The sequence below is a fragment of the Maribacter sp. 2-571 genome, from assembly GCF_050589625.1.
Lineage (GTDB): Bacteria > Bacteroidota > Bacteroidia > Flavobacteriales > Flavobacteriaceae > Pelagihabitans.
In genome coordinates, this window is sequence record NZ_JBNGOP010000005.1 from 47,015 (window position 1) to 69,580 (window position 22,566).

A 22,566-nucleotide genomic window follows, 5' to 3' on the forward strand; every position below is an offset into this window, starting at 1 on the left:
TGCTTCTTCTTAAATTCCCTCCTTCAACCGGTTGGTGTCCAGTTTTAAAAAGACAAAAAGGAGAATGCTGAAAAACAGTAGTCCGGAGCCCCCATAACTAAAAAAGGGTAGGGGAATGCCGATGGTGGGGAGCACACCGATAACCATCCCGATATTGATGAAGTAGTGGAACAGCAGTATGGAGATTACCCCATAACCGTACATTCTACTGAAATTGTTTTTTTGGCGTTCCGCCAAATGTACCAATCGCAATAGCATTAGCGTAAATAGAATAACTACCGTAGCGGTGCCGATAAACCCCCATTCCTCACCAACAGTACTAAAAATATAATCGGTATGTTGTTCGGGTACAAAATCGCCTTTGGTACGGGTACCCTCCAAAAAGCCTTTTCCGAAAAACCCGCCCGATTCGATCGCTTTTTCCGATTGGTAGGTATTGTAACCGATCGTTTTACGGATCTGCTCCAGTTTGGCCGGGTCTTTCTCCAGTCGCAACCAAAGACTAAAACGGTCCCTATGGCGCTGTTCGAATACGCTGTTAAAAACGAAATTTACCGATAGGGAAAATAGGATGGTGACCACCGCAAAGGTGATCAAGGGTACAATGGGCAGTTTAAAACGTTTCTTTTTGAGCAGAAAAAACAATACCAATAACAGGACAATGGTAAAGCCAACCCATAGCGTGCCGAACATTAAAGTGGTCACAAATACCAATACGGCCAGAAAGCCGATGGCCAGGTAATATAGGGGAAGGCCTTCCCTAAAAATGACAAAGATCAGCGCAAAAAAGATCAGGGCACTCCCGGGATCGGGCTGGGGCACAATCAAAAAAGGCGGGATAAGAATGATTAAAAACGCGTATAATTGATCCTTTCTGCGTTTAATATCGGTTTGGATGTCGCTAAGGTACTTTGCCAAGGCCAGTGCCGTACCGACCTTTGCAAGTTCGGAAGGCTGTAAGTTGAAAAAACCAAGGCTGTACCAAGAGGTCGCTCCGGCTATCGTCTTTCCAAAAAAGAACAGCCCTAAAAGCAACACGACGGAAACAATATAGAGCAAGCTCGAAAAACGTTCAAAAAAGCTGGCCTCTAGGGCCATGATAACAATGATAGTAACGATACTGGCCCCAAAAAAGAAGAGCTGTTTACCGTGTAAGGTGGAAAAATTGAAAATGGAGGGATTCGCATCGGTGAACGTACTGGAGTAAATGTTCAGCCACCCGATGGTGACCAGGAGTACATAAAAAAGTACGCTAAGCCAATCAATACGTTTTAAGACGCTTCTGCCCGACATATGCGTTTATCTTGGAAGTATTTCCGGTTTGGGTGTTGGCCTTGGACTCCAGTTGTATTCGTTTATCCTGAATTCCTCACCGCTATAAGGTTTCGCATACTCATGCAGCAATGTGCGCTCCAACATTCTTTTTTCCAAGTCTTTTCTGGTAATCGTTCCCTTAAGGTATTTTTCGATCATCAAGGACGCGATATGTCCGGCGTACCGGGCCCCATAGTAGCCATTTTCGATGTATACTGCAATGGCGATCTTGGGTTTGTCCACGGGAGCGAAGGCCACGAATACGGAATGGTCCGTAAGTTGGGTCTTTACGCTGTCGATGATGGTAAAATTTTCTACGGTTCCCGTTTTTCCGGCGATTTCGATGTCGGGGATTTGGACCCCCCTTGCCGTTCCCCTCCGATACACTTCGGCCATTCCCTGCACAACAGGTTCAAAATGGTGCTTGTCTATGGTGGTATGCTTCGGTTTTACAAAATCGGGAAAGGTAATGTCCTTGCCCTCTACTTTTTTAAGCAGGTGGGGCGTAAAGTAATGGCCCCTGTTGGCAATGGCGGCCGTCATATTGGCCAATTGTATAGGGGTTACCGCTATTTCCCCCTGGCCAATGGAATTCGAGATGATGTAGGAAGACGACCATCGATTGTCGCCGTACCATTTATCATAATATTCTTTGGTCGGTATCCTACCTTTTCTTCCCGTATGCAGATCGGAACCTAAATAGTTGCCCAAACCAAAACTTTTCATGTGTTTTTCCCAAACATCATGGGCGTCGTCGGTGGTTTCGAAGCGTTCGTAAATTTTCCGGAAGGTACCGGCAAAGTAGGCATTGCACGATTTGTAAATCCCCACGTTCATATTCCGTAACCCACCACCGCAATGGCATCCTCTTTTGGTACGGCCTACATAAAATCCGTTATAGCACTGGATATTGGTATTCGGCGTAATGGCCCCTTCCTGCAAGGCGATCAACGCATTTAAGGTCTTAAAGGGCGATCCCGGTGAGCTTTCCGCCAATATGGCCCGATCAAAAGTGGGTCTTGAAATCGAATCGTAATGCAATTTGCTGTAGTTTGCCGATCGTTTTCTTCCCACTAAAAGGGAAGGGTCGTAAGTAGGGCCCGAAATCATCGAAAGGATCTCTCCGGAAGCCGGTTCTATTGCCACAATGCCGCCCCATTTGCCGTGCATCAATTTTTCCCCGTATTCCTGTAGCACCTTATCAATGGTGATGTGTATTTCCTTTCCCTGTACGGGTTCTAGGTCCAGCGAACCATCCTTATAACGTCCGATATCCCTATTGAAACGGTCTTTTTGGATATACTGCACCCCTTTTCTACCGCGAAGGGTATCTTCATATACCTTTTCTACTCCGGTACGGCCCGTGAGTTCCCCTTGCGTGTATTCCGGATTCTTGGACAAGTCCCTTTCGTTCACTTCACTGATGTACCCCAGTACATTTGCGGCACTGTTGGTATCATAATAACGTAACGATCTTTTTTGAATGTAAAAGCCCTTATAATGCCGCATTTTTTCCTGTAGGCGTGCATAGTCCTGTTTTGACAGTTGTGGAACGAATACCGAAGGCAATCTTGGCGAGTAGATTCTCGCCTTTCGTAATGATTTGATGAATTTTTTCCGGTCTACACCCAATAATTTGCAGAATTCAAGGGTGTCCAATGGTTTTACTTCCCGGGGAATGACCATAACATCATAGGCCGGATCGTTCCCTACCAAAAGTTTGCCGTTACGATCGTAGATGTAGCCACGTTCCGGATAGTCATAAATCGCCTTTATTGCCGGGTCTTCCAACAACTGATCTGGAGAAAAACTAAAGATCTGCAAATAACTTAACCTTCCGAGAAAGGTGATCCCGATAATGACGATAATGGATGACAGCAATACTTTTTTCATTCCTTTTTAACGCTGAAGAGTGAGCTGAACAACAGGCAGAGTACCAATGAGGCCGCCCCGATGGCCACGATTTTTTTGAGCATCAATACTATATTGGCAAAGCTAAAGATTTCTAAGGCAAAGAATACGGCGTGATGCACTATAATTAATAACGCCAAAAACGTGATTTGTTGTGCCCGAGTGGTGTTGGAAAGCCGAAAACTTTGAAATTCGATGTTCACCCCAAAAACAAAGCGCATCATGGTCGGTCTAAAATAGGCGATGGTAACCGTAGCCGCGCCATGTAGGGCCATGGTGTCAGAAAACAGGTCTACCAGCAGTCCCAGCAAAAAGCTCAGTCCGATAAGGGCGGCGCGGTTCTCCTTTATGGGATACCAATACAGATACAAAATATAGACCATAGGGTTGATAAAGCCAAAAAAGTTCAGCCGATTGAACACCAATACCTGTACCAATACCAGTAGGACAAAGCGGACGATATTTATGAAATAACTATTGTTCATTGATGGTCTGCTCTTGGAGTTCCATAATTTCCCGACGGTCTACGTTTTGGACGATATATACGTTTTTCAGATTGGTCATGTCGTTAAAAAGCTGCACATCGATGCGGTAAAAACTATTGGCGGTATCCAAATCAAATTTCTGGATGGTGCCTATAGGTACGTTCTCGGGGAAAATGCTGCTCATCCCACCGGTAACAATGGTGTCGCCGACCATAAGGGGTACCAATCGTGGAATGTCTACCAGCTGTACGATGTTGAACCGTTTGGTGTTCCAGACCAAGGATCCGAAGTGGTTGGTGTTTTTCAGTTTTGCGTTGATGTTGGACTTCTCGTTGAGAATACTCTGGACGGTGGCATAGTTGCGGGAAACATTTTCTACGATACCGAGGATTCCTTTTGGTGTGATGACGCCCATATCCGCTTTTAGGCTATCGGTGCTTCCCAAATCGATCGTAATGTAATTGCGCGGGTCCGAATAACTATTTTTTATGACCTTTCCCGAAAGGATGGTATAAATGGAGCGTCCTGGCAGGCTTACAGTGTCCTTGCTGTCCGTCTCTTGATTGAACAATAACTTGCGGAGCCTTTTATTTTCGTCCACCAACTTTTGGTTCTCTTGGGAAAGTCCAAAATAGGAGGTAATGCCGTCAAATGCTTGGTATATGGATCCACTGATCCAATTGGAGGAATTGAAAAAACTGGATTGGTGATACGAATGCGACTGTACCGTAAAACCCAACGAAACCATCATAAGAAACAAGTAGAGCAAAAAGTTCTTGTGCCGTATGACGAAGTTGATGATCTGCTGCATTCACACTTTGGTTTTAGCTACGTTGGCATGAAGGGAAAAATCTAGGGAATAGCGCTTCCGATGCCCGTAAAAAGTCGTTTGTATTGTCTTATTTGATCAAGATGCTCTTGTAACGTTCCAAGTTTTTCAATGCGATTCCGGTACCACGTACGACTGCTCTAAGAGGGTCCTCCGCAATATATACGGGAAGATCCGTTTTTTGGGAAAGTCTTCGGTCCAGGCCTCTTAACATGGATCCACCACCGGCCAAATAGATACCGGTATTATAAATGTCCGCCGCAAGTTCGGGAGGCGTTTGGGACAGGGTCTCCATTACCGCGTCCTCGACCCGTAAAATGGATTTGTCTAGTGCCTTTGCGATTTCGCGATACGAAATTTGCACCTGTTTGGGCTTTCCGGTCAATAGATCACGACCTTGCACCGATTTATCTTCCGGTGGGTTTTGTAGATCTTCGGTAGCCGAACCGATCTCTATTTTAATATTTTCTGCGGTACTTTCCCCAACGTAAAGGTTGTGCTGCGTACGCATGTAATATATAATATCATTGGTGAATACATCGCCCGCGATCTTTACCGATTTGTCGCAAACGATACCGCCTAGGGCGATTACCGCAATTTCCGTGGTTCCCCCTCCGATATCGACGATCATGTTTCCCTTGGGTTGCATGATGTCCAACCCTATACCGATAGCTGCGGCCATGGGTTCATGGATCAGGTATACCTCTTTACCGTTCACACGCTCTGCCGATTCCTTTACCGCACGCATTTCCACTTCGGTAATACCGGAGGGAATACAAATGACCATGCGCAATGCCGGTGGAAACCATTTTTTCTTTAACGCGGGAATGTTTTTGATGAACATGTTGATCATCTTCTCCGAAGCATCAAAATCGGCGATAACCCCGTCTTTCAGGGGGCGTATCGTTTTGATGTTTTCATGGGTCTTGCCCTGCATCATGTTGGCCTCCTTGCCAACGGCTATTATTTTACCGCTGATGCGGTCCCTTGCTACTATGGAGGGACTGTCCACAACAACTTTGTCCATGTGGATGATGAGGGTGTTCGCGGTACCTAGATCGATAGCGATTTCCTCGGTCAAGAAATCAAAAAATCCCATTTTACTTTGTTTGGTTATGTTACTAGTTCGAGTGGGGTGTGTACAATACGAACAAAAGTAGTGAAATTAATGCTTAAAATGACGTGTGCCGGTCATTACCATGGCAACACCATTTTCATTGCAATAATCGATACTCAGTTGATCTTTGATAGATCCGCCCGGCTGTATAACGCTCGAAATACCATTTTTATGCGAAATTTCCACACAATCCGGAAACGGGAAGAACGCATCGCTGGCCATTACCGCTCCCTCGAGGTCAAAATTGAACGACTTTGCCTTGTGAATCGCCTGATTGAGGGCATCTACGCGGGAAGTCTGCCCCGTTCCGCTGGCGCACAATTGCTTGTTTTTGGCAAGCACAATGGTGTTCGATTTTGTGTGCTTACAAAGTTTGGAAGCAAAGATCAGGTCCTCTAGTTCCGCTTTTGAGGGTTCCTTTTCGGTTACATATTTCAAATCGGGGACCGTATCGGTCTTGTGGTCCTTGTCCTGTACCAATAAGCCGTTCAAACAGGTGCGTACGATGGTTTCGGGAAGGTCCGTCTCGTTCTGGATCAAGATGATCCGGTTTTTCTTGCCCTTTAAAATTTCAAGGGCATCATCGGCATAACTCGGGGCGATCACCACTTCGCAGAACAATTTATGGATTTCGTTGGCCGTGGCCGCATCAATTTCGACGTTGCTGATCAAAATTCCCCCAAAGGCGGATACCGGGTCCCCTGCCAAAGCATCTACATACGCTTGGTGTATGGAATCCCTTGTGGCCAGCCCACAGGCATTGTTGTGCTTCAGTATGGCAAAGGTTGGGGCGTCCTTACGGAATTCGTTCATGAGCAATACCGCGGCATCCACGTCCAACAAGTTGTTGTACGATAGTTCTTTGCCGTGAAGTTTGGAGAACATGGCCTCAAAGTCCCCAAAGAAAAACCCTCTTTGGTGCGGGTTTTCCCCATAACGCAATACCTTGCCGTTCAGTTCACTTATTTTAAGTGAAGCAATGGCGTGGTCTTTATTGAAATAGTTAAAAATTGCGGTATCGTAATGTGAGGATACATTGAACGATTTTGCGGCAAATTGTTTGCGGTCTTCCAAAGTGGTGCTTCCGTTGTCCCTGGAGATGACGGTCAGGAATTCGGAGTAATCCTCCATGGAGGACACACAGAGTACGTCTTTATAATTTTTTGCCGCTGCCCGGATCAAGGAAATTCCACCAATATCTATTTTTTCGATAATATCTTGTTCCGAAGCGCCACTGGCCACGGTTTTCTCAAAGGGGTAAAGGTCCACAATAACGATATCGAGCTGTGGAATTTCGAATTCTTCCAATTGTGCCACGTCGCTCTCGTTGTCCTGACGGTTAAGAATTCCCCCAAAAACTTTTGGGTGCAGGGTTTTGACCCTTCCGCCGAGTATGGACGGATAGCTGGTCACTTCTTCCACCGGTATCACTTCGATGCCGAGATCTCGTATGAATTTTTCGGTTCCCCCGGTACTGTAGATGGTAATTCCCAGCTCTTGGAATTTTTTTACGATAGGTTCCAGGCCATCTTTATGAAATACTGAAATTAAGGCTGAAGTGGCTTTTTTAGTGCTCATTTTTGAAAGATACGTTGTGGTTATTTACGGGCAAAAGTACCTTTTTTAAGGGTTTGTAAAAGGTTGGGTTATCAACAAAAACCCTAAAGTTTTAAACGTTTTTTGGAAATGGTATAACCTAGGGATCATTAGGCTTCCCGTCGTAATGGCCTACAACTAAAAAGTTATACCATTTTAACTTTGAAATAGCACTAATAAATCGTTTCTTTTTCCGCTGTCCTTCGTTAAAAAATATAACCGTAGCTAAGGCTATGCTTAGATCCCCGGTCAAGCCGGGGACAGGCTTTTGCCTCGAACAACTAAAAAATAATTCAATTTCTATACACGCGATTTCAAAGTTAAAATGGTATTACTGGGAAAAAGAAGGTGTTTACCCCTTGGTCAGCAGTTTGGCCACGCGCTCGTTCACGAACTCTAAAAAGCGCTCGTCCGCTTCTGTAAAGGGGTCCGGCGTATCGCTGTCGATGTCGATCTGTCCGATATTGATGCCGTTCACAAAAAGGGGAACTACGATTTCGGCCTTTACCGATATGCTACAGGCAATGTAGTTGTCCTGGGCCTGAACGTCGGGTACCACAAAATTTTGGTCGCTCACCGCCACTTGGCCGCAAATACCCTTTCCAAAGGGAATGATAACATGGTCGGTAGGTGCCCCGGCATAAGGCCCCAATTTGAGTTCGTCCTTGTCGCCGTTTTTAAAATAAAACCCCACCCAATCGTAATAGGGGACGGTATCCTTTAAAAGGTCGCAGATGGTTTGCAGCTTGTCGTCGGTAGTGCCTGCAGGGTTCGCCAACAACGTATCGATTTTAGGGCGCAAAGTGCTGAACATAGTTGCTTTTTTCTGCAAAAATAATGGTTTTATCGCGCAGTACGAAACGTGTTTTTTGAATGGGTAGCGCTGTAGTGTTTTATGATTTGGTAATGAGTTCAATAAAAAAAGGGACGCTCCCTACGGATCGTCCCTTTTTCAATTTTCTATAAATATTTTGTGTTACGGCTGGATCTTTACATCGAACTCGATAAAATCGTTGTTCGCAAAACCGGCCTCTATCGCTGTTATTTTGATCAATCCTGTTTTGCCATAGTTATCGACAAACGCGATGACATCGCCAACGGCAAGATTCGTGATTTTTTGGATCCCGGAATTCATGATCGTTGGAAGGTCGCCCGAAAGTACTACGGCGTCAAAACCATCGGCATCCAAACTTGACATTGCGAAAAATGTTTCGTTCAAGGTTTCGGTGGCGGCATCTTCTTCATCTTCCCCTGGCTCCAATCCTTCTACCGGAAATCCGAAAGAGGCATCGTACGTTGCAGTGGAAGCAAAGGAGGCATCTTCACCATCCGATACGCCAGAAGCGCCGAAATAATATCCGAAATCCCAAAAGGCCCTAAATTCAGGTCCCTCGTTGATCCGGTACACTTTTTCGTCCAATAAGGAAAAGAACGACTCCGTAGTGCCGTCCGCGGCTGGGGCAAAAAGTTGTATTCCGTTAAATTCCCGTACCGCAGCGGCAGGGTTGGTTCCGTTACCAACGGTTACGGTAATGGTTCCTACGCCAAGGGCAAGCCGTTTGCTGGCATCCCTAAAGTCCCCTTTTCCGGTGGTGGTCCAAAAGCTATACACAATGGAGCCATTGTCAATATTTGGAACAGGAAGCTCAAAGGTAAAATCGATTTCATTTTTGGTGGCACCGTCCAAATCGATGGAGCCATCCGCTTTCAATGCTTTTTGAAGGTCATCGCTATCCAAGTTGAAGTTGTTGAAAGGCATGTCACCCTGACCGGAAATGTTTTGTGTAATGTACATTCTCCGTTGTGTTGTCGCCGAAGTGGTAAAGATTACCCTTCCAGGAACGCTGGTACCTACTTCGCCACTTGCCGAAGCGGTGGGGGTATTGTTTGCCGGGTCGTCTTCGTTGAAAACCAAGGTGGCTACCTGTGGAGCGTCCGGGTCATCTTGACCGGGTGTGTCCGGGGTATCGAACTCGTTACCGTCGTCCGATGAACAGCTTGCGATAAAAAGCGTTAATGAGCAGGCAATAAGCGCCTTCCCTAATGACTTTCTAAATACTTTTTTCATGTTAAAATAGAATTTAATGTGTTAGTGATGCACGTTAAACGGATTTATCGCGCATTTCGTATAATTTGTTTGTTTTTTTGAAAAAAGCAGGTAAAACCGCCTTTTTAAAAACATGGGGCACGCTATACGATAGCATCATGTTGCAACGTTTGTTAAGTGACGTGAGTTCAAATTGAAACATCCATTTTTTAGATACTGGCAATTTTTAATGGATAATTTCAAGATAGAAATGGTATGAAAGATAAAGAGCTGACCAGCAGTGGTGATTTTGTAAAAAAAGGCTGTTTTTTATGTTGAACTGACGTTAAATAAAATGTCTATGATTGGATGTTTTGTATTTTTGCTATTGTGAAACGATTGCTTCATTCCATATCGCACTTGCTTCTGGCGCTGCTCGTTTTGGCCTCTACGGTTTCGTGGAAGGTCGACAAACACTATTGTATGGGCCGTTTAATGGATACCGCTCTTTTCATAGGGGCCGATTCCTGTGGGATGGGCGTCAACGGACTTGAAGGCGAATTGCCATCCTGTTGTGACGATGAAACCATAGTTATCGATGGACAGGACGACCTGTCCTCGATTTCCCAAGGATTTTCTTTTGATTTGCCATTACAGCCGACCGCTGTTTCGGAGTTTTTGTTTACTGCTTATCCTTACCATAGTCGTATCCTTCCAGAGGAACACTATCCACCACCCATTTTGATCGAGGACATTGTATTGCTCGATCAGGTATTCCTAATTTGATCTGTTTTTTCCAGTACCCGTACCCTCCGGTATTTCCCATACTGACGGGAAAATTCGGTGATATTGCCGTATGCGGCAATAACCTAATTAAGGAAAATTAACAGACTTCAACATGATACATACGTATACGATCAAAGGAATGACCTGTAACGGTTGTGCCGCCGGTGTTACCAAAAAGTTAAGCGCGGTAGACGGTGTGCTTGACGTTCAGGTAGACTTGCAAAGGGAAATTGCGCAGCTTCGTTCAAAGAAGGGGATTCCCCTTGCGCAGCTTCAAAAAGCACTTCCCGAAAAATACACTATTAACCATACGGCGAACGCTGCCGACGACAAGACTTCCGTATCTGCCGAAAAGCCATCGAAACTAGTGCAGTTAAAACCCTTGTTGCTCATTTTTGCATACTTGTTTACCGCAGTATTCTTGATGCACTATAAAACGGGCGATCTCTCTGCCGCGATGATGGATTTTATGGGACTGTTCTATTTGGTGTTCAGTTTTTTCAAGTTGCTGGACCTTAAAGGGTTTCCCGAGAGTTTTGCCATGTACGATCCGTTGGCCGGCCGCTTGCCTTGGTATGGGCGCATATATCCTTTTTTGGAACTGACATTGGGCATATTGTTTTTGATGCGTGCACAGGTATTTTGGGCCTTGGTGGCAACACTATTGCTATTGGTGCCCACTACCTATGGTGTTGTAAAGAGCCTTTTAAATAAAAAGGACATCCGTTGCGCCTGCTTGGGAACGGCCCTAAAACTGCCGATGACCGAAGCTACCTTGATCGAAAATGCGGTGATGCTTTTTATGGCCTGTTATATGCTGTATCAATACACTTTTTAGATGAAAGCGATACTAAAAAACATACTAACGGCGATACTAGCGGTATGCTGCCAATACGGGTTTGCACAGGATAAGGTGGAGGGTAGGATACTTGGGGCCGACGGTGAAAATAGTCCCTCCGGCCTGTCGGGTGCCAATGTGTATTGGTTGAACTCCCAAATTGGAACGGTGACCGATACGGAAGGGGACTTTAGTATTCCGTATCGGAAGGAGTTTAACCAATTGGTGATCAGTTTTATCGGTTTCACCACGGATACCCTTACGGTAAATGCCCCTAAGACCATCACGCATCTTTTACAGCCATCCAATGTATTGGATGAGGTGGTCGTGGAGCAAAAGAAGGATGCGGTTCAAAAGGCATTCCTGAGTGCGCGTAACGTGATTACGGTCAATAGCGCCGAGCTTTTAAAGGCGGCCTGTTGTAACCTTTCGGAAAGTTTCGAGACCAATCCCGCCATTGATGTCAATTTTTCGGATGCGTTGACCGGAACAAAGCAAATTCAAATGCTGGGACTTACCAGTCCCTATTTATTGATTACCCAGGAGAACATCCCCATGGTGCGGGGCGCATCGCAAGCCTATGGTCTTACCTTTACGCCGGGCACATGGGTAGAGAGCATTCAGATAACAAAAGGTGCCGGTAGCGTGGTCAACGGTTACGAAAGTATTTCCGGGCAGATCAACACCGAATTGATGAAGCCTTTAACGGATAAATTACTGTTTGTAAACGGTTATGCCAATCAAAATGGACGTTTGGAACTCAATGCCCATATCAATCGACGGTTAAGCGAGCAATGGAGTACCGGTTTTTACATTCATGGAAACCAAAGGACCACGGAAGAGGACGGTAACGGGGATGGCTTTTTGGATGCCCCATTGGCGGACCAGATCAATGTGATGAACCGTTGGCAGTACCAAAACCCGGTTACGGGTTGGGTAAGTTTTATCGATGTCCGTTTTTTGAACGATGAAAAACAGGTAGGGCAGACCGGTTTTGATGCGGACCGATGGCGCGGTATTCTAGGAATTCCATCGGGCACGGGAGTGCCGAACACACCTGCCCTTCGGCTACACTCAGGGCACGTGCTGAACGAAACTGGACCGCCTGCCCTTCGGCTACGCTCAGGGCACGTGCCGAGCGGAGTCGAAGGACCTGTGCTGAGCGGAGTCGAAGGACCTGTGCTGAGCGGAGTCGAAGCATGGGGAAGTGAAATCGATACCCGTAGGTTTGATTCATCGGTGAAGTTGGGATATGTTTTTCCCGAGCTCCCCTTCCAAAGTTTCGGTTTTCAGGCTTCTTATAGCCTTCATAAGCAAAACGCATACTATGGGTTTCGACAGTACGATATCGACCACGAAAGCTTGTACGGCAACCTGATATTCAATTCCATATTAGGGAGTACCCAAAACCAGTTTAAAACAGGGCTCAACCTAGCCTATGACGGGTATCGGGAAAGGGTGGATAACCGGAATTTTCAACGGGACGACCGCGCCATTGGAGCATTTTTTGAGTACAGTTATGAAGATTTGGAAAAGTTGAGCTTTACGGCAGGGTTTCGTATCGATACGCACAATCGGCTCGGGGTTTTCGCAACGCCAAGGTTTCATTTGCGATATACCCCTTGGGAAAAAGCAAGTTGGCGTTTTTCCGTGGGTAGGGGGAAGCGGGCCGCGAACATTTTTGCCGAGAACCAGCAGTTGTTCGCTTCCGCAAGGAGTGTTCAGCTATTGGATGCCGGCGGAGCGGTCTATGGGCTGGACCCGGAAATTGCTTGGAACTATGGCTTTGGATTTTTACAGGGCTTTACCTTATTCGATAGAAAAGGAACTGTTTCGCTGGACTTTTATCGAACCGATTTTGAAAACCAAGTGGTGGTCGATTGGGAAAATCCGAGGGCCATTTTTTTCTATAATCTTGATGGCAAGAGTATCGCGGACAGTTTTCAAATCGAGCTCAATTATGAGGTGCTCAAGCAATTGGAGCTGCGAACGGCCTACAAATACTATAACGTGCGGACCGATTACCGTTCCGGACGTTTGCAGAAACCTTTACAGCCGCCACATCGGTTTTTTGTAAACGTGGGATATGAAACAACAGCTAAGGATACCGGTGCCCAGTGGCGTTTTGATTATACGTTGAACATTTTGGGCGGGCAACGCCTTCCAAGTACCGGGGTAAACCCGCCCGAAGCGCGTTTGGGCGACGAAGTCGATGGCTATTCCCTTATGAACGCCCAGGTGACCAAGGTGTTTTCGAAACATTTTGAATTTTATATCGGAGGGGAAAACCTGTCCGATTTTAAACAACCGAATCCGGTATTAGGGGCAGCGGACCCTTTTGGCGCAAATTTTGATACCACTATCGTATATGCCCCTATCATGGGACGCATGTTTTATGGTGGCTTTCGATATAAATTATAGTTAGTGATGAACCAATTTAAAACAATACCGATGAAAAAAATGATGATCGCACTAGTGTTACTGTTCTCGACGGTGGCTTTTGCACAGGAAAAAAACAAAAAAATGGCCTTTGATGTCGATGGCAAATGTGAGATGTGTAAAATGCGTATCGAAAAGGCCGCCTTAGGGGTCAAAGGGGTGAAGTTTGCCTCTTGGGACATTGCTTCCCATCAGCTATCGTTGATCCTCGATGAGCGAAAGACCGATCCGATGAAAGTAAAAACCGCTTTGGTCGCAGTGGGCCACGATACCAAGGAACTAAAGGCAAGTGAAGAAGCCTACGATTCCGTACATCCCTGTTGCAAATATCGGGACGATGCTACCGATGATTCGGGTTCCCACTAATAATAGCAATTACTGCATTTTCGGCCCTCATGACAAAGTGCTAATACATGAAGCGGGTTTATAAAAACAAAACCGCCCCGACAATAATGCCGGGGCGGTTTTTTATGCTATACTCTTGTGCTTACATCATTCCGGGCATTCCACCGCCGCCCATTGGAGGGCCTGCGACAGGTGCGTCTTCCTTAATATCCGTCAATGCACATTCGGTAGTCAAGATCATTCCGGCAACAGAGGCCGCATTCTCCAATGCTACCCGTGTTACTTTCTTAGGATCGATGATCCCAGCCTTTAACATCTCAACGTATTTTTCCGATTTGGCGTCGTAACCGTAATCTCCTTTTCCTTCAAGGATTTTGGCGATGACGACAGATCCTTCCCCACCGGCGTTTTCTACAATCGTACGTAAAGGCGCTTCAATGGCACGGGCAACAATTTGAATCCCGGTTTCTTCATCCGCATTTTCAGCAGCTATTTTGGATAAAACCGATTTGGCGCGTACCAAGGCGACACCACCTCCAGCGACGATACCTTCTTCAACAGCGGCTCTGGTCGCGTGCAATGCATCGTCAACACGGTCTTTTTTCTCCTTCATTTCTACTTCGGAAGCTGCGCCTACATACAATACGGCGACACCACCGGCCAATTTGGCCAAGCGCTCCTGTAGTTTTTCCTTATCATAGTCCGATGTAGTGGTCTCGATCTGCGATTTGATCTGGTTGACCCGTGTTTTGATCGTTTTGGCCACGCCACCACCGTTTACGATAGTGGTATTGTCCTTGTCGATCGTAATTCGTTCACAGGTACCCAACATATCTACTGTGGCGTTTTCCAAAGAGAAACCTCTTTCTTCAGCGATTACGGTACCTTTTGTAAGGATGGCGATATCTTCCAACATCGCTTTTCTTCGGTCTCCGAAGCCCGGTGCCTTAACAGCAGCTATTTTTAATGATCCACGAAGTTTGTTTACGACTAAAGTGGCCAAAGCCTCTCCGTCAACATCCTCTGCGATGATCAATAAGGGCTTTCCTGACTGTGCTACCGGTTCCAAAACGGGAAGCAAGTCTTTCATGGCAGAGATTTTCTTATCGAACAAAAGAATATAAGGATTCTCAAGGTCGGCGATCATTTTTTCCGAATCGGTAACGAAATATGGAGAAAGATATCCTCTATCGAATTGCATACCCTCCACAACGTCTACATAAGTATCGGTTCCTTTGGCCTCTTCAACGGTGATAACCCCTTCTTTTCCGACTTTTCCAAACGCTTGGGCGATCAGGTCGCCAATGGTTCGGTCGTTGTTTGCGGATATTGAAGCTACTTGCTCTATTTTTTCCGAAGAATCGCCAACTTTTTTGGACTGTTTGCCCAAGTTTTCCACGATAGCTTCTACCGCTTTGTCGATACCTCTTTTCAAATCCATTGGATTGGCACCGGCCGCAACGTTTTTCAATCCTTCTTTTACGATGGACTGTGCCAAAACGGTAGCGGTAGTGGTACCATCACCGGCAAGATCGTTGGTTTTGGAAGCAACTTCCTTTACCATTTGCGCTCCCATGTTTTCCAAGGCGTCCGCCAATTCGATTTCCTTGGCTACGGTAACACCATCTTTGGTTACCTGTGGCGCTCCAAAAGATTTGCTGATGATTACGTTTCTCCCTTTTGGGCCTAATGTTACTTTTACTGCATTTGCCAATGCATCGACACCTCTTTTGAGTCCGTCGCGCGCATCGATATCAAATTTTATTTCTTTTGCCATTTTTTCAAATTTTACTTTTATTCTCCGTGTGCCGAAGAACGTCACGTTGTTCTAAATGTTTTGATTTTCGATCGTTGAAAAACACGACCTGGTACTTTCTTAGATGATCGCCAAAACGTCACTCTCTCGCATCATCAAATAATCGACACCTTCCAGTTTGAGTTCGGTGCCCGCATACTTTCCGTACAATACCTTGTCGCCGACTTTTACCGTTACCTTTTCATCTTTGGTACCGGGACCAACGGCGACCACTTTACCTTGTTGCGGTTTTTCTTTTGCCGTATCGGGAATGTAGATGCCCGAAGCTGTTTTGGTTTCAGCTGCCATCGGCTCGATCAATACACGGTCCGCCAATGGTTTAATAGTCACTTTAGCCATATTTTTTGTTTTTATAATTGGATTTTATTTATGCTGAAATGTGTGTGGCAGAAACTGTGCCATGTCATAAAAACTGACACTTTGTAAAACAAAAATGCCAGCTTGTCATTTTAGCTGGCATTTTTCAAATTGAAATTTCTTATTGTGCGCTGTCGCCCGGAACGGCATCTTCACCTGCCGGTGTCGGTAAGGCATCCGGAGCGGCTTCGGGTATGGTCTCTGGGACCGTGGTCTCTATTTCGTCCCCATTAAGGATCTTAGAGTCGGATTCACCACCGAATTTTCCCGGAAGTGCAATGTTCGATGCCAATATAAGTATGACCAAAAGCCCTGCAAGTGTCCAAGTACTTTTATCCAAAAAGTCTCCCGTTTTTTTGACGCCGCCGACAACTTGGCTGCCACCGCCCCCGAACGAGGAGGACAATCCGCCACCTTTTGGGTTTTGGACCATAATGACCAAGACCAACAAAAAGCAAACAACAATGATTAAAACTAGGAATATGGTAAATGTACTCATCAGGACTTATTTTTGTTCTTTTCGAATTTTTTCTACTGCTTTAATTCGATCTGCAAAGAAACCACTTTTTTCCGGATATTTCAAACTTAAAATTTTGTAGGCCTGAATGGCTTTTTTATACTTTTTTTGCTCCATATAAACCCTTGCCAAAGTCTCCGTCATAAGCTCCTTTTTATCTATTTTAACGGAGTCCGATATGTTTACTTTAGTCGGGTTTTCGGTAGGGGTGATCTTGGGGTTGGTCGCGATAAACTTATCGATGAGTTCGAAGTTTTTGTTCTTTAGAACGGACTCCTCCAATGGGAAATCAATGGGTTCCCGTTCTGCATCGATTTCTTTGTTCTTTCGTTTGACCGTTTTAAAAGAGGCCAGTTGTAGCCATTCCGCAAAGGAGTGCTTTTCCCTTTTCGTGAACGGCAAGGGTGCTCCATAGTCGGGGGTTTCTTCCTGGTCTATTTGCTGTTCGTCCTGCTTGTTTTTAGCGGTAAAGAGCTCAGGGTCCAAAATGATATTCGCCTCTTTCAGGTTTTGCGGTAAGGGAGTGTCTTCCGAAGGCTGTTCCACGGATGTGTTCGTGACATCGCTGTTGGCGTTCAAGGCCGTTTGTTCCGAAGGGTTTTCCTCGGCTACGGTTAAGCTATTTTTTTTTGAAAGGGTATTTGCCAAATTGTTCTGCAGAAAATCCTGGGAGGTAATATAGTCGAACAACACTTCCCTGTCGGCCGTATGGGCAGCGGTTATTTTTAAGGCTTTGTTGTATTTGAAGCTGTTGAGGTTTTTGAGTCCTTTTAAATGAAGGGCGCGCGCGGTCTGGAAAAAGGGATATTCCTGCAGTACCTCCTCCAATTGGTTGGTATGTACCGGGGATACTACTTTATCCGGATGTTGTAACAAATAAGTGAAGTCTTGAACGTTCATAGGTCGATAGGATGCAAGATACCGTTTTTGTCAAATATGTTGATGCCCTTTTTGTATAGATGGTCGTACTTTTTGAATAATGCCATTTCAAAGTTAAAACGGTATAAGCGCTGTCCATACTTTTATAAACCCGTACTTGTTTTGCCTCTTAAAAAATATTCAGTTTAAATTCCAGTTGCCCTAGGGTTTACCAGTCGGCCAAAGAGGCGTTGAAAATATCTTGGGTAATCCGCTCAAAAATGATTTCATGGGCCTCACTTTTTACGGCGGACAACTGTTGGTTTGCGGGATAGTCGAAAAAGAAGGAGAAGCGTTGATCAAAATCCGAATCTTCCTTGGTATTGTTGTAAAAACGCACTTTTACGGACATGGTCAACCGATTTTGCGCTGCGGTCGATTGTGCCGTAGCACTCATTGGCGATATGCGGTATTCCACTATTTCTCCCTCATAGAGCAGGTCGCCCGTATTGTTGACCAATTGCAAGTTCGATTGGTCCTGTATCCTGTTTTGCAACGCTTGGGTAAAATCGCGATCGACGCCCGGTTCAAAAGTGGACCCCGGACTTTGGGTAGCGTAGTTTTGAAAGTAGGATACCTGAAAGGTTTTGGCCGTACCGGGATTTCCGCCCGTAAAATTGTACACCCCGCAACCGTTCAATAAAAGCGTTGCGGCAATCGTTAGGAAAACGTATTTTAATTTGATCACTTCTTCTAATTTTATCTTATGATGAAAGGGAAACCCCTATTTCTCTCTTCTCTATTTTCTACCGTCTTTTTCTCTCCTCTAAGGTCTCTTCTCTTTTTTCTCTTCCCTATTTTCGAACTTCCCCGGTCTTAAAGATCATACTGTTTTATTTTGCGATAGAGGGTTCGTTCCGAAATGCCGAGCTCGGAAGCTGCCGCCTTGCGTTTTCCTCTATTTCGCTCCAAGGACTTTTTAATAAGTTCCACTTCCTTTTGTTGTAGGGATAGTGTTTCTTCCTCTTCTATTTCCTCCGCAAAATGATATTTATCTTCCGTTGCCGTTACGTAGGACGCTGTTTCGGTATTCGGTTTTTCCGGTAATTGCAATACTTCTAGGGTATCCTCCTCCGGGTCCGGGTTGGGTGAAGGTTCGTTACCGTATATTTTTTGGATCAGGCTTTCGTTCTCTTCCTGGACTTTTTCGGTGTCATTATTTTTAAGCAGCTCCAAAGTCAATTTTTTAAGGTCGTTCAGATCTCCTTTCATGTCAAAGAGCACCTTGTACAAAATTTCCCTTTCCGTACTAAAATCGGTCTCCTTTTTAGTGTTTCCGACGACTGCGGGTAAGTTGGAGCCGGCCATGGTCGGTAAATAACCGTTTAGGGTGGCGGCAGAGATACTTCTGCTTTTTTCGAGAACCGAAACCTGTTCCGCAATATTCCGCAGCTGACGGATGTTGCCCGGCCATCGGTAACGGCCAAGCAATTCTATAGCATCGTTGTCCAACCGTATGGTGGGCATTTTATATTTTTGGCCAAAGTCCGAGGCAAATTTTCGAAACAATAGGTGTATATCGTCCTTTCGGTTCCGTAAAGGGGGAATGTTGATCTCTACCGTACTGAGCCTGTAATACAGATCTTCACGAAACTTTTCTTTTTCGATGGCCTCGAACATGTTCACGTTCGTTGCGGCAACGATGCGCACATCGGTTTTTTGGGTCTGAGAGGACCCTACTTTTAAAAATTCGCCATTTTCCAAAACCCTTAGGAGCCGAACTTGGGTGGTAAGCGGAAGTTCCCCTACCTCGTCCAAAAAAATGGTTCCACCGTCGGCAACTTCAAAATATCCCCTTCGCGTTTGGGTGGCTCCGGTAAAGGCGCCTTTTTCATGACCGAAAAGTTCACTATCAATTGTCCCCTCGGGAATCGCACCGCAATTCACTGCAATATACTTGGCATGTTTACGGTGGGAGAGGGCATGTATTATTTTTGGGATCGATTCCTTGCCCACACCGCTTTCCCCGGTCACCAATACCGAAATATCGGTGGGGGCGACCTGGATGGCTTTTTCTATGGCCCGATTGAGTTTCATATCGTTACCGATAATTTCGAACCGTTGTTTTATTGATTGTATGCTTTCCATTGTCTTTATTCATTTCCACGAAAGTGGAAATCTTTCTCTCCTATTAAAATTTACTTCCTCACACCTGGTTCTCCGAATATCCTACCGCCTCCCCGATAAGGGTGGCCGAAGTACAACTGTTCATTTTTACCATTACAAATTCACCTACTTGATATCCTTCTTTAGGAAAAACGGCAACGGTATTCTGAGAGTTTCGGCCCATCCAATGTTCTTCGGATTTTTTAGAGGTGCCCTCGATCAATATTTCCTGAACCTGTCCCACGTATTGTTCGGTGCGCAATTGGCAGTGTTTCCGTTGTAGGGCGATCACTTCGGACAAACGTCTTTTTTTGGTTTCCAACGGCACATCGTCCTCCAACTTTCTGGCGGCCATGGTCCCGGGGCGTTCCGAATAGGCGAACATAAAACCGTAATCATATTTTACGTATTCCATTAGGGACAAGGTATCTTGGTGGTCCGCCTCGGTTTCGGTCGGGAAACCGGTGATCATGTCCTGGGAAATGCCACAATCGGGTATCAGTTTGCGAATGTTGTCGATCAGCGCGAAGTACTCTTCACGGGTATGCAGGCGGTTCATGGCCTTTAAAATACGGTTGCTTCCACTTTGTACGGGCAGGTGAATGTAGTTACAGATGTTCCGGTGCCGTGCCATCACATGAATGACATCCAAGGTCATGTCCTGTGGGTTGGAAGTGGAAAACCGAATGCGCATCTTCGGTTGTGCTTGGGCGGTCATCTCCAAAAGTTTGGCAAAATTTACGGCAGTGGCCCGTTGCATTTCCGATGCCTTTTCAAAATCCTTCTTCATTCCGCCGCCATACCATAAGTAACTGTCGACGTTCTGGCCCAAAAGGGTAACCTCCCGATATCCCTTTTCCCAAAGTTCCGATACCTCTTGTAAAATCGATTGGGGTTCCCGGCTACGTTCCCTTCCACGGGTAAAGGGCACTACGCAAAAAGTACACATGTTGTCGCAGCCTCGGGTGATGGAAACAAATGCGGTTACCCCGTTGGTGTTGAGCCGTACAGGGGCAATATCGCCATAGGTTTCTTCCTTGGAAAGGATAACGTTCACGGCGTTTCTTCCTTCGTCGATTTCCTGTATCAGGTTGGGCAGGTCTTTATAGGCATCGGGGCCGACCACCATATCCACTATTTTCTCTTCTTCAAGAAGTTTGCTCTTGAGCCGTTCCGCCATACATCCCAACACGCCCACTTTCATATGGGGCCGCGTCTCCTTTATCGCATTAAATTTTTCCAAACGCTTGCGTACCGTTGCTTCGGCCTTTTCCCGAATGGAACAAGTGTTTACCAATACCAGATCGGCCTCTTCCAAAGTATTGGTGGTGTTAAAGCCCTCATTGGCCAAAATCGATGCCACGATCTCACTGTCGGAAAAGTTCATTTGACAGCCATAACTCTCTATGTAGAGTTTTCGGTCGTTGTCTTTTTTATGTTCCAAGGACAAGGAATTTCCCTGTACCGATTCGTCTATCGTTTTTTCCATAACACTGCTTCCCGTCTATTTCGGGAAGGGTCAAAGATAGTACTAAATCCATTTTAGTGACAAATTGACAGGTATAAAATTATGATAAAAACGCAACGTGGCGGTCCACTTCCCATCTTAAGGACATAACCAATAAAATCATACAAAATGAAAAAGAAAATGAAAGGCCTATGCTTGATGGCCGTCCTTTTCCTGGCGTCCTGTTCGGACGACGGGCCACAAGAAGGGTTTGCGGATTACGTGATCGCCACACCGATAACGGCCGATCTAGTGCAGTTTAAAGCGGAGGCCGTTGGGGTTTCCGTACCGGTCCCGATGCAGGAATCCGGTAAGATTTATGCCTATGGCGATTACATTTTTGTCAATGATGTGGGTAGGGGGTTCCACATTCTCGACAATACCGATCCGGTAACACCAGTACCTATTGCGTTCATCAAATTAGAGGGGAATTTTGATATCGCCATAAAAAATAACCGCCTGTTCGCGGACAGCTATGGCGACCTCGTCATTTTTGATATTAGTGATATCAATGCCATTGGGGATGCCCAGCGGATCGAGAACGCTATTTATCAGCAGTTTTGGTGTACGTTCGATAGTACTGGCGAATGGCCGGAAGCGGACTACTATGATTACGACGGGTTTGATTACAATTCCCAGGCCATTGTGGGTTGGGAAATGGAAACGAAGCGCATGCGGGTGACCGAATTCAACGATACCTACGGCTATGGTCAATATGAGGATATCGTTCTTTTTAACGAAGCCGCCGCGCCCACGGCACCTACAACCGGACAGGGCGGGTCTTTTGCCCGTTTTAAGATCGTAGCGGATTATTTATATGCCGTGGAGCCGTTTACCATAAATGTTTTCGACATCTCCGATATCGACAACCCAATTATTTTGGAAGATGTGTATACCACTGGAGTGATCGAGACCATATACAACCAAGGCGATATTCTATTTTTAGGGGGGAGTAACGGGCTTTTTATTTACGATATTACCGATCCCGCCAAACCTGATTATGTTTCCGAATTCGTACATGCCACCGCTTGTGATCCCGTGGTGGTCGATGGTGACCATGCCTTTGTGACCTTAAGGGGAGGGAATGCCTGTGGGGCAGCGGAAAGTGGACTATACGTAATCGACGTTTCCGATTTGAATTCATCTAACCAAGAAGCTTTTTATCCATTGGTATCCCCCTACGGTCTCGGCTTTAAAGAGGACAAGCTCTTTGTTTGCGATGGTAGCAATGGTTTGTTGGTTTTTGATAAATCAACGGTTTCCGATCTGCAAACGCTTGACCATTTTAAGGAAGTCGATGCCTACGACGTTATTCCGTTACAGGAGTCGTTGCTGATGATCGGGAACAAGGAATTGCGACAATACCGTTATTCGGAAGACGGACTTACCCATTTGAGTACGGTAGCGTTGTAGTGGGGCAACTGTTGGAATATTAGGTATTGCGACAATAAACGAGGGGCACGAGGGACGCCGATGTCGTTGTCCTCCTTTGGTCTTAAGCTACTGTAAAACGTGCGTTTCAAGGCATTGCGGTACGGGTGTCGCACCGATAACAAGAATAGTAAAAACACCTTCCGTTGGGAAGGTGTTTTTTAATACATATATATAAGGTATCGATTAAAATTAAAAAATTCGACTACTTTTGTTCATCTAAAATCA

The 22,566-nt window shown here is 45.6% G+C and carries 20 protein-coding genes; 5 read left to right on the forward strand and 15 right to left on the reverse strand.

The window, feature by feature from the left end; all coding sequences use genetic code 11:
* Nucleotides 1-9: 9 nt before the first annotated feature.
* The 8 genes from rodA to ACRD7P_RS05380 form a co-directional block, all read right to left on the reverse strand.
* Nucleotides 10-1,293, reverse strand: a complete 1,284-nt coding sequence (gene rodA / locus ACRD7P_RS05345; protein ID WP_430906484.1) for a rod shape-determining protein RodA — start codon at nucleotides 1,291-1,293, stop codon at nucleotides 10-12.
* 6 nt (nucleotides 1,294-1,299) lie between these two features.
* The gene (mrdA, locus tag ACRD7P_RS05350; protein WP_430906485.1) at nucleotides 1,300-3,207 is read right to left on the reverse strand and encodes a penicillin-binding protein 2; all 1,908 of its coding nucleotides are present in this window, start codon (nucleotides 3,205-3,207) and stop codon (nucleotides 1,300-1,302) included.
* The gene (locus ACRD7P_RS05355; RefSeq protein ID WP_430906486.1) at nucleotides 3,204-3,710 is read right to left on the reverse strand and encodes a rod shape-determining protein MreD; all 507 of its coding nucleotides are present in this window, start codon (nucleotides 3,708-3,710) and stop codon (nucleotides 3,204-3,206) included. The genes mrdA and ACRD7P_RS05355 overlap by 4 nt, the downstream gene beginning before the upstream one ends.
* Nucleotides 3,700-4,521: a rod shape-determining protein MreC gene (gene mreC, locus ACRD7P_RS05360; protein ID WP_430906487.1), complete on the reverse strand. Its 822-nt coding sequence runs from the start codon at nucleotides 4,519-4,521 to the stop codon at nucleotides 3,700-3,702. Before mreC ends, ACRD7P_RS05355 begins: the two co-directional genes overlap by 11 nt.
* Before the next feature lie 88 nt (nucleotides 4,522-4,609).
* Nucleotides 4,610-5,638 carry a rod shape-determining protein gene (locus tag ACRD7P_RS05365; protein WP_430906488.1) on the reverse strand — a complete coding sequence of 343 codons (1,029 nt, stop codon included), beginning with the start codon at nucleotides 5,636-5,638 and terminating at the stop codon, nucleotides 4,610-4,612.
* A 66-nt stretch (nucleotides 5,639-5,704) separates the two neighbouring features.
* Nucleotides 5,705-7,234 (reverse strand): bifunctional phosphoribosylaminoimidazolecarboxamide formyltransferase/IMP cyclohydrolase, encoded by a 1,530-nt coding sequence (purH, locus tag ACRD7P_RS05370; protein WP_430906489.1) that lies wholly within the window; start codon nucleotides 7,232-7,234, stop codon nucleotides 5,705-5,707.
* A gap of 370 nt (nucleotides 7,235-7,604) precedes the next feature.
* Nucleotides 7,605-8,066 (reverse strand): GAF domain-containing protein, encoded by a 462-nt coding sequence (locus ACRD7P_RS05375; RefSeq protein ID WP_430906615.1) that lies wholly within the window; start codon nucleotides 8,064-8,066, stop codon nucleotides 7,605-7,607.
* 162 nt (nucleotides 8,067-8,228) lie between these two features.
* Complete coding sequence (locus tag ACRD7P_RS05380; protein ID WP_430906490.1) at nucleotides 8,229-9,320, reverse strand: hypothetical protein; 1,092 nt, start codon at nucleotides 9,318-9,320, stop codon at nucleotides 8,229-8,231.
* A gap of 348 nt (nucleotides 9,321-9,668) precedes the next feature.
* Between ACRD7P_RS05380 and ACRD7P_RS05385 the strand changes: the two genes are divergently transcribed.
* The 4 genes from ACRD7P_RS05385 (at nucleotide 9,669) to ACRD7P_RS05400 (ending at nucleotide 13,707) form a co-directional block, all read left to right on the forward strand.
* On the forward strand, nucleotides 9,669-10,064 hold the full coding sequence (locus ACRD7P_RS05385) for an HYC_CC_PP family protein (protein WP_430906491.1): 396 nt from the start codon (nucleotides 9,669-9,671) through the stop codon (nucleotides 10,062-10,064).
* 112 nt (nucleotides 10,065-10,176) lie between these two features.
* The gene (locus ACRD7P_RS05390) at nucleotides 10,177-10,902 is read left to right on the forward strand and encodes a heavy-metal-associated domain-containing protein (protein ID WP_430906492.1); all 726 of its coding nucleotides are present in this window, start codon (nucleotides 10,177-10,179) and stop codon (nucleotides 10,900-10,902) included.
* Entirely contained in the window at nucleotides 10,903-13,323 is a 2,421-nt protein-coding gene (locus tag ACRD7P_RS05395) for a TonB-dependent receptor (protein ID WP_430906493.1), read from the forward strand.
* A gap of 30 nt (nucleotides 13,324-13,353) precedes the next feature.
* On the forward strand, nucleotides 13,354-13,707 hold the full coding sequence (locus ACRD7P_RS05400; protein WP_430906494.1) for a heavy-metal-associated domain-containing protein: 354 nt from the start codon (nucleotides 13,354-13,356) through the stop codon (nucleotides 13,705-13,707).
* 121 nt (nucleotides 13,708-13,828) lie between these two features.
* Here ACRD7P_RS05400 and groL read toward each other — a convergent pair whose 3' ends face one another.
* The 7 genes from groL to miaB all read right to left on the reverse strand — a co-directional run bounded on the left by groL (nucleotide 13,829) and on the right by miaB (nucleotide 20,889).
* Entirely contained in the window at nucleotides 13,829-15,463 is a 1,635-nt protein-coding gene (gene groL, locus ACRD7P_RS05405; protein WP_430906495.1) for a chaperonin GroEL, read from the reverse strand.
* A gap of 99 nt (nucleotides 15,464-15,562) precedes the next feature.
* On the reverse strand, nucleotides 15,563-15,841 hold the full coding sequence (locus tag ACRD7P_RS05410; RefSeq protein WP_430906496.1) for a co-chaperone GroES: 279 nt from the start codon (nucleotides 15,839-15,841) through the stop codon (nucleotides 15,563-15,565).
* Between the two features lie 139 nt (nucleotides 15,842-15,980).
* Entirely contained in the window at nucleotides 15,981-16,358 is a 378-nt protein-coding gene (secG, locus tag ACRD7P_RS05415; protein WP_430906497.1) for a preprotein translocase subunit SecG, read from the reverse strand.
* Nucleotides 16,359-16,364: 6 nt separating this feature from the next.
* Nucleotides 16,365-17,276 (reverse strand): hypothetical protein, encoded by a 912-nt coding sequence (locus ACRD7P_RS05420; RefSeq protein ID WP_430906498.1) that lies wholly within the window; start codon nucleotides 17,274-17,276, stop codon nucleotides 16,365-16,367.
* Nucleotides 17,277-17,463: 187 nt separating this feature from the next.
* Nucleotides 17,464-17,982, reverse strand: coding sequence for an LPS assembly lipoprotein LptE (gene lptE / locus ACRD7P_RS05425; protein ID WP_430906499.1), 519 nt, complete (start codon nucleotides 17,980-17,982; stop codon nucleotides 17,464-17,466).
* A 128-nt stretch (nucleotides 17,983-18,110) separates the two neighbouring features.
* Nucleotides 18,111-19,382, reverse strand: coding sequence for a sigma-54 interaction domain-containing protein (locus ACRD7P_RS05430; protein WP_430906500.1), 1,272 nt, complete (start codon nucleotides 19,380-19,382; stop codon nucleotides 18,111-18,113).
* A gap of 58 nt (nucleotides 19,383-19,440) precedes the next feature.
* Nucleotides 19,441-20,889 carry a tRNA (N6-isopentenyl adenosine(37)-C2)-methylthiotransferase MiaB gene (gene miaB / locus ACRD7P_RS05435; protein ID WP_430906501.1) on the reverse strand — a complete coding sequence of 483 codons (1,449 nt, stop codon included), beginning with the start codon at nucleotides 20,887-20,889 and terminating at the stop codon, nucleotides 19,441-19,443.
* A 147-nt stretch (nucleotides 20,890-21,036) separates the two neighbouring features.
* On the opposite strand from miaB, the gene ACRD7P_RS05440 reads away from it, so the two are divergent.
* Nucleotides 21,037-22,320 (forward strand): LVIVD repeat-containing protein, encoded by a 1,284-nt coding sequence (locus ACRD7P_RS05440; RefSeq protein WP_430906502.1) that lies wholly within the window; start codon nucleotides 21,037-21,039, stop codon nucleotides 22,318-22,320.
* The last annotated feature ends 246 nt before the right edge of the window (nucleotides 22,321-22,566 follow it).

Coding starts and splice junctions, on each gene's coding strand:
- ACRD7P_RS05395 (WP_430906493.1), top strand. CDS start 10,903: ATGAAAGCGATACTAAAAAACATACTAACGGCGATACTAGCGGTATGC.
- ACRD7P_RS05365 (WP_430906488.1), bottom strand. CDS start 5,638: ATGGGATTTTTTGATTTCTTGACCGAGGAAATCGCTATCGATCTAGGT.
- ACRD7P_RS05400 (WP_430906494.1), top strand. CDS start 13,354: ATGAAAAAAATGATGATCGCACTAGTGTTACTGTTCTCGACGGTGGCT.
- mrdA (WP_430906485.1), bottom strand. CDS start 3,207: ATGAAAAAAGTATTGCTGTCATCCATTATCGTCATTATCGGGATCACC.
- groL (WP_430906495.1), bottom strand. CDS start 15,463: ATGGCAAAAGAAATAAAATTTGATATCGATGCGCGCGACGGACTCAAA.
- rodA (WP_430906484.1), bottom strand. CDS start 1,293: ATGTCGGGCAGAAGCGTCTTAAAACGTATTGATTGGCTTAGCGTACTT.
- ACRD7P_RS05440 (WP_430906502.1), top strand. CDS start 21,037: ATGAAAAAGAAAATGAAAGGCCTATGCTTGATGGCCGTCCTTTTCCTG.
- secG (WP_430906497.1), bottom strand. CDS start 16,358: ATGAGTACATTTACCATATTCCTAGTTTTAATCATTGTTGTTTGCTTT.
- ACRD7P_RS05390 (WP_430906492.1), top strand. CDS start 10,177: ATGATACATACGTATACGATCAAAGGAATGACCTGTAACGGTTGTGCC.
- purH (WP_430906489.1), bottom strand. CDS start 7,234: ATGAGCACTAAAAAAGCCACTTCAGCCTTAATTTCAGTATTTCATAAA.
- ACRD7P_RS05380 (WP_430906490.1), bottom strand. CDS start 9,320: ATGAAAAAAGTATTTAGAAAGTCATTAGGGAAGGCGCTTATTGCCTGC.
- mreC (WP_430906487.1), bottom strand. CDS start 4,521: ATGCAGCAGATCATCAACTTCGTCATACGGCACAAGAACTTTTTGCTC.
- ACRD7P_RS05420 (WP_430906498.1), bottom strand. CDS start 17,276: ATGAACGTTCAAGACTTCACTTATTTGTTACAACATCCGGATAAAGTA.
- ACRD7P_RS05410 (WP_430906496.1), bottom strand. CDS start 15,841: ATGGCTAAAGTGACTATTAAACCATTGGCGGACCGTGTATTGATCGAG.
- miaB (WP_430906501.1), bottom strand. CDS start 20,889: ATGGAAAAAACGATAGACGAATCGGTACAGGGAAATTCCTTGTCCTTG.
- ACRD7P_RS05355 (WP_430906486.1), bottom strand. CDS start 3,710: ATGAACAATAGTTATTTCATAAATATCGTCCGCTTTGTCCTACTGGTA.
- ACRD7P_RS05375 (WP_430906615.1), bottom strand. CDS start 8,066: ATGTTCAGCACTTTGCGCCCTAAAATCGATACGTTGTTGGCGAACCCT.
- ACRD7P_RS05430 (WP_430906500.1), bottom strand. CDS start 19,382: ATGGAAAGCATACAATCAATAAAACAACGGTTCGAAATTATCGGTAAC.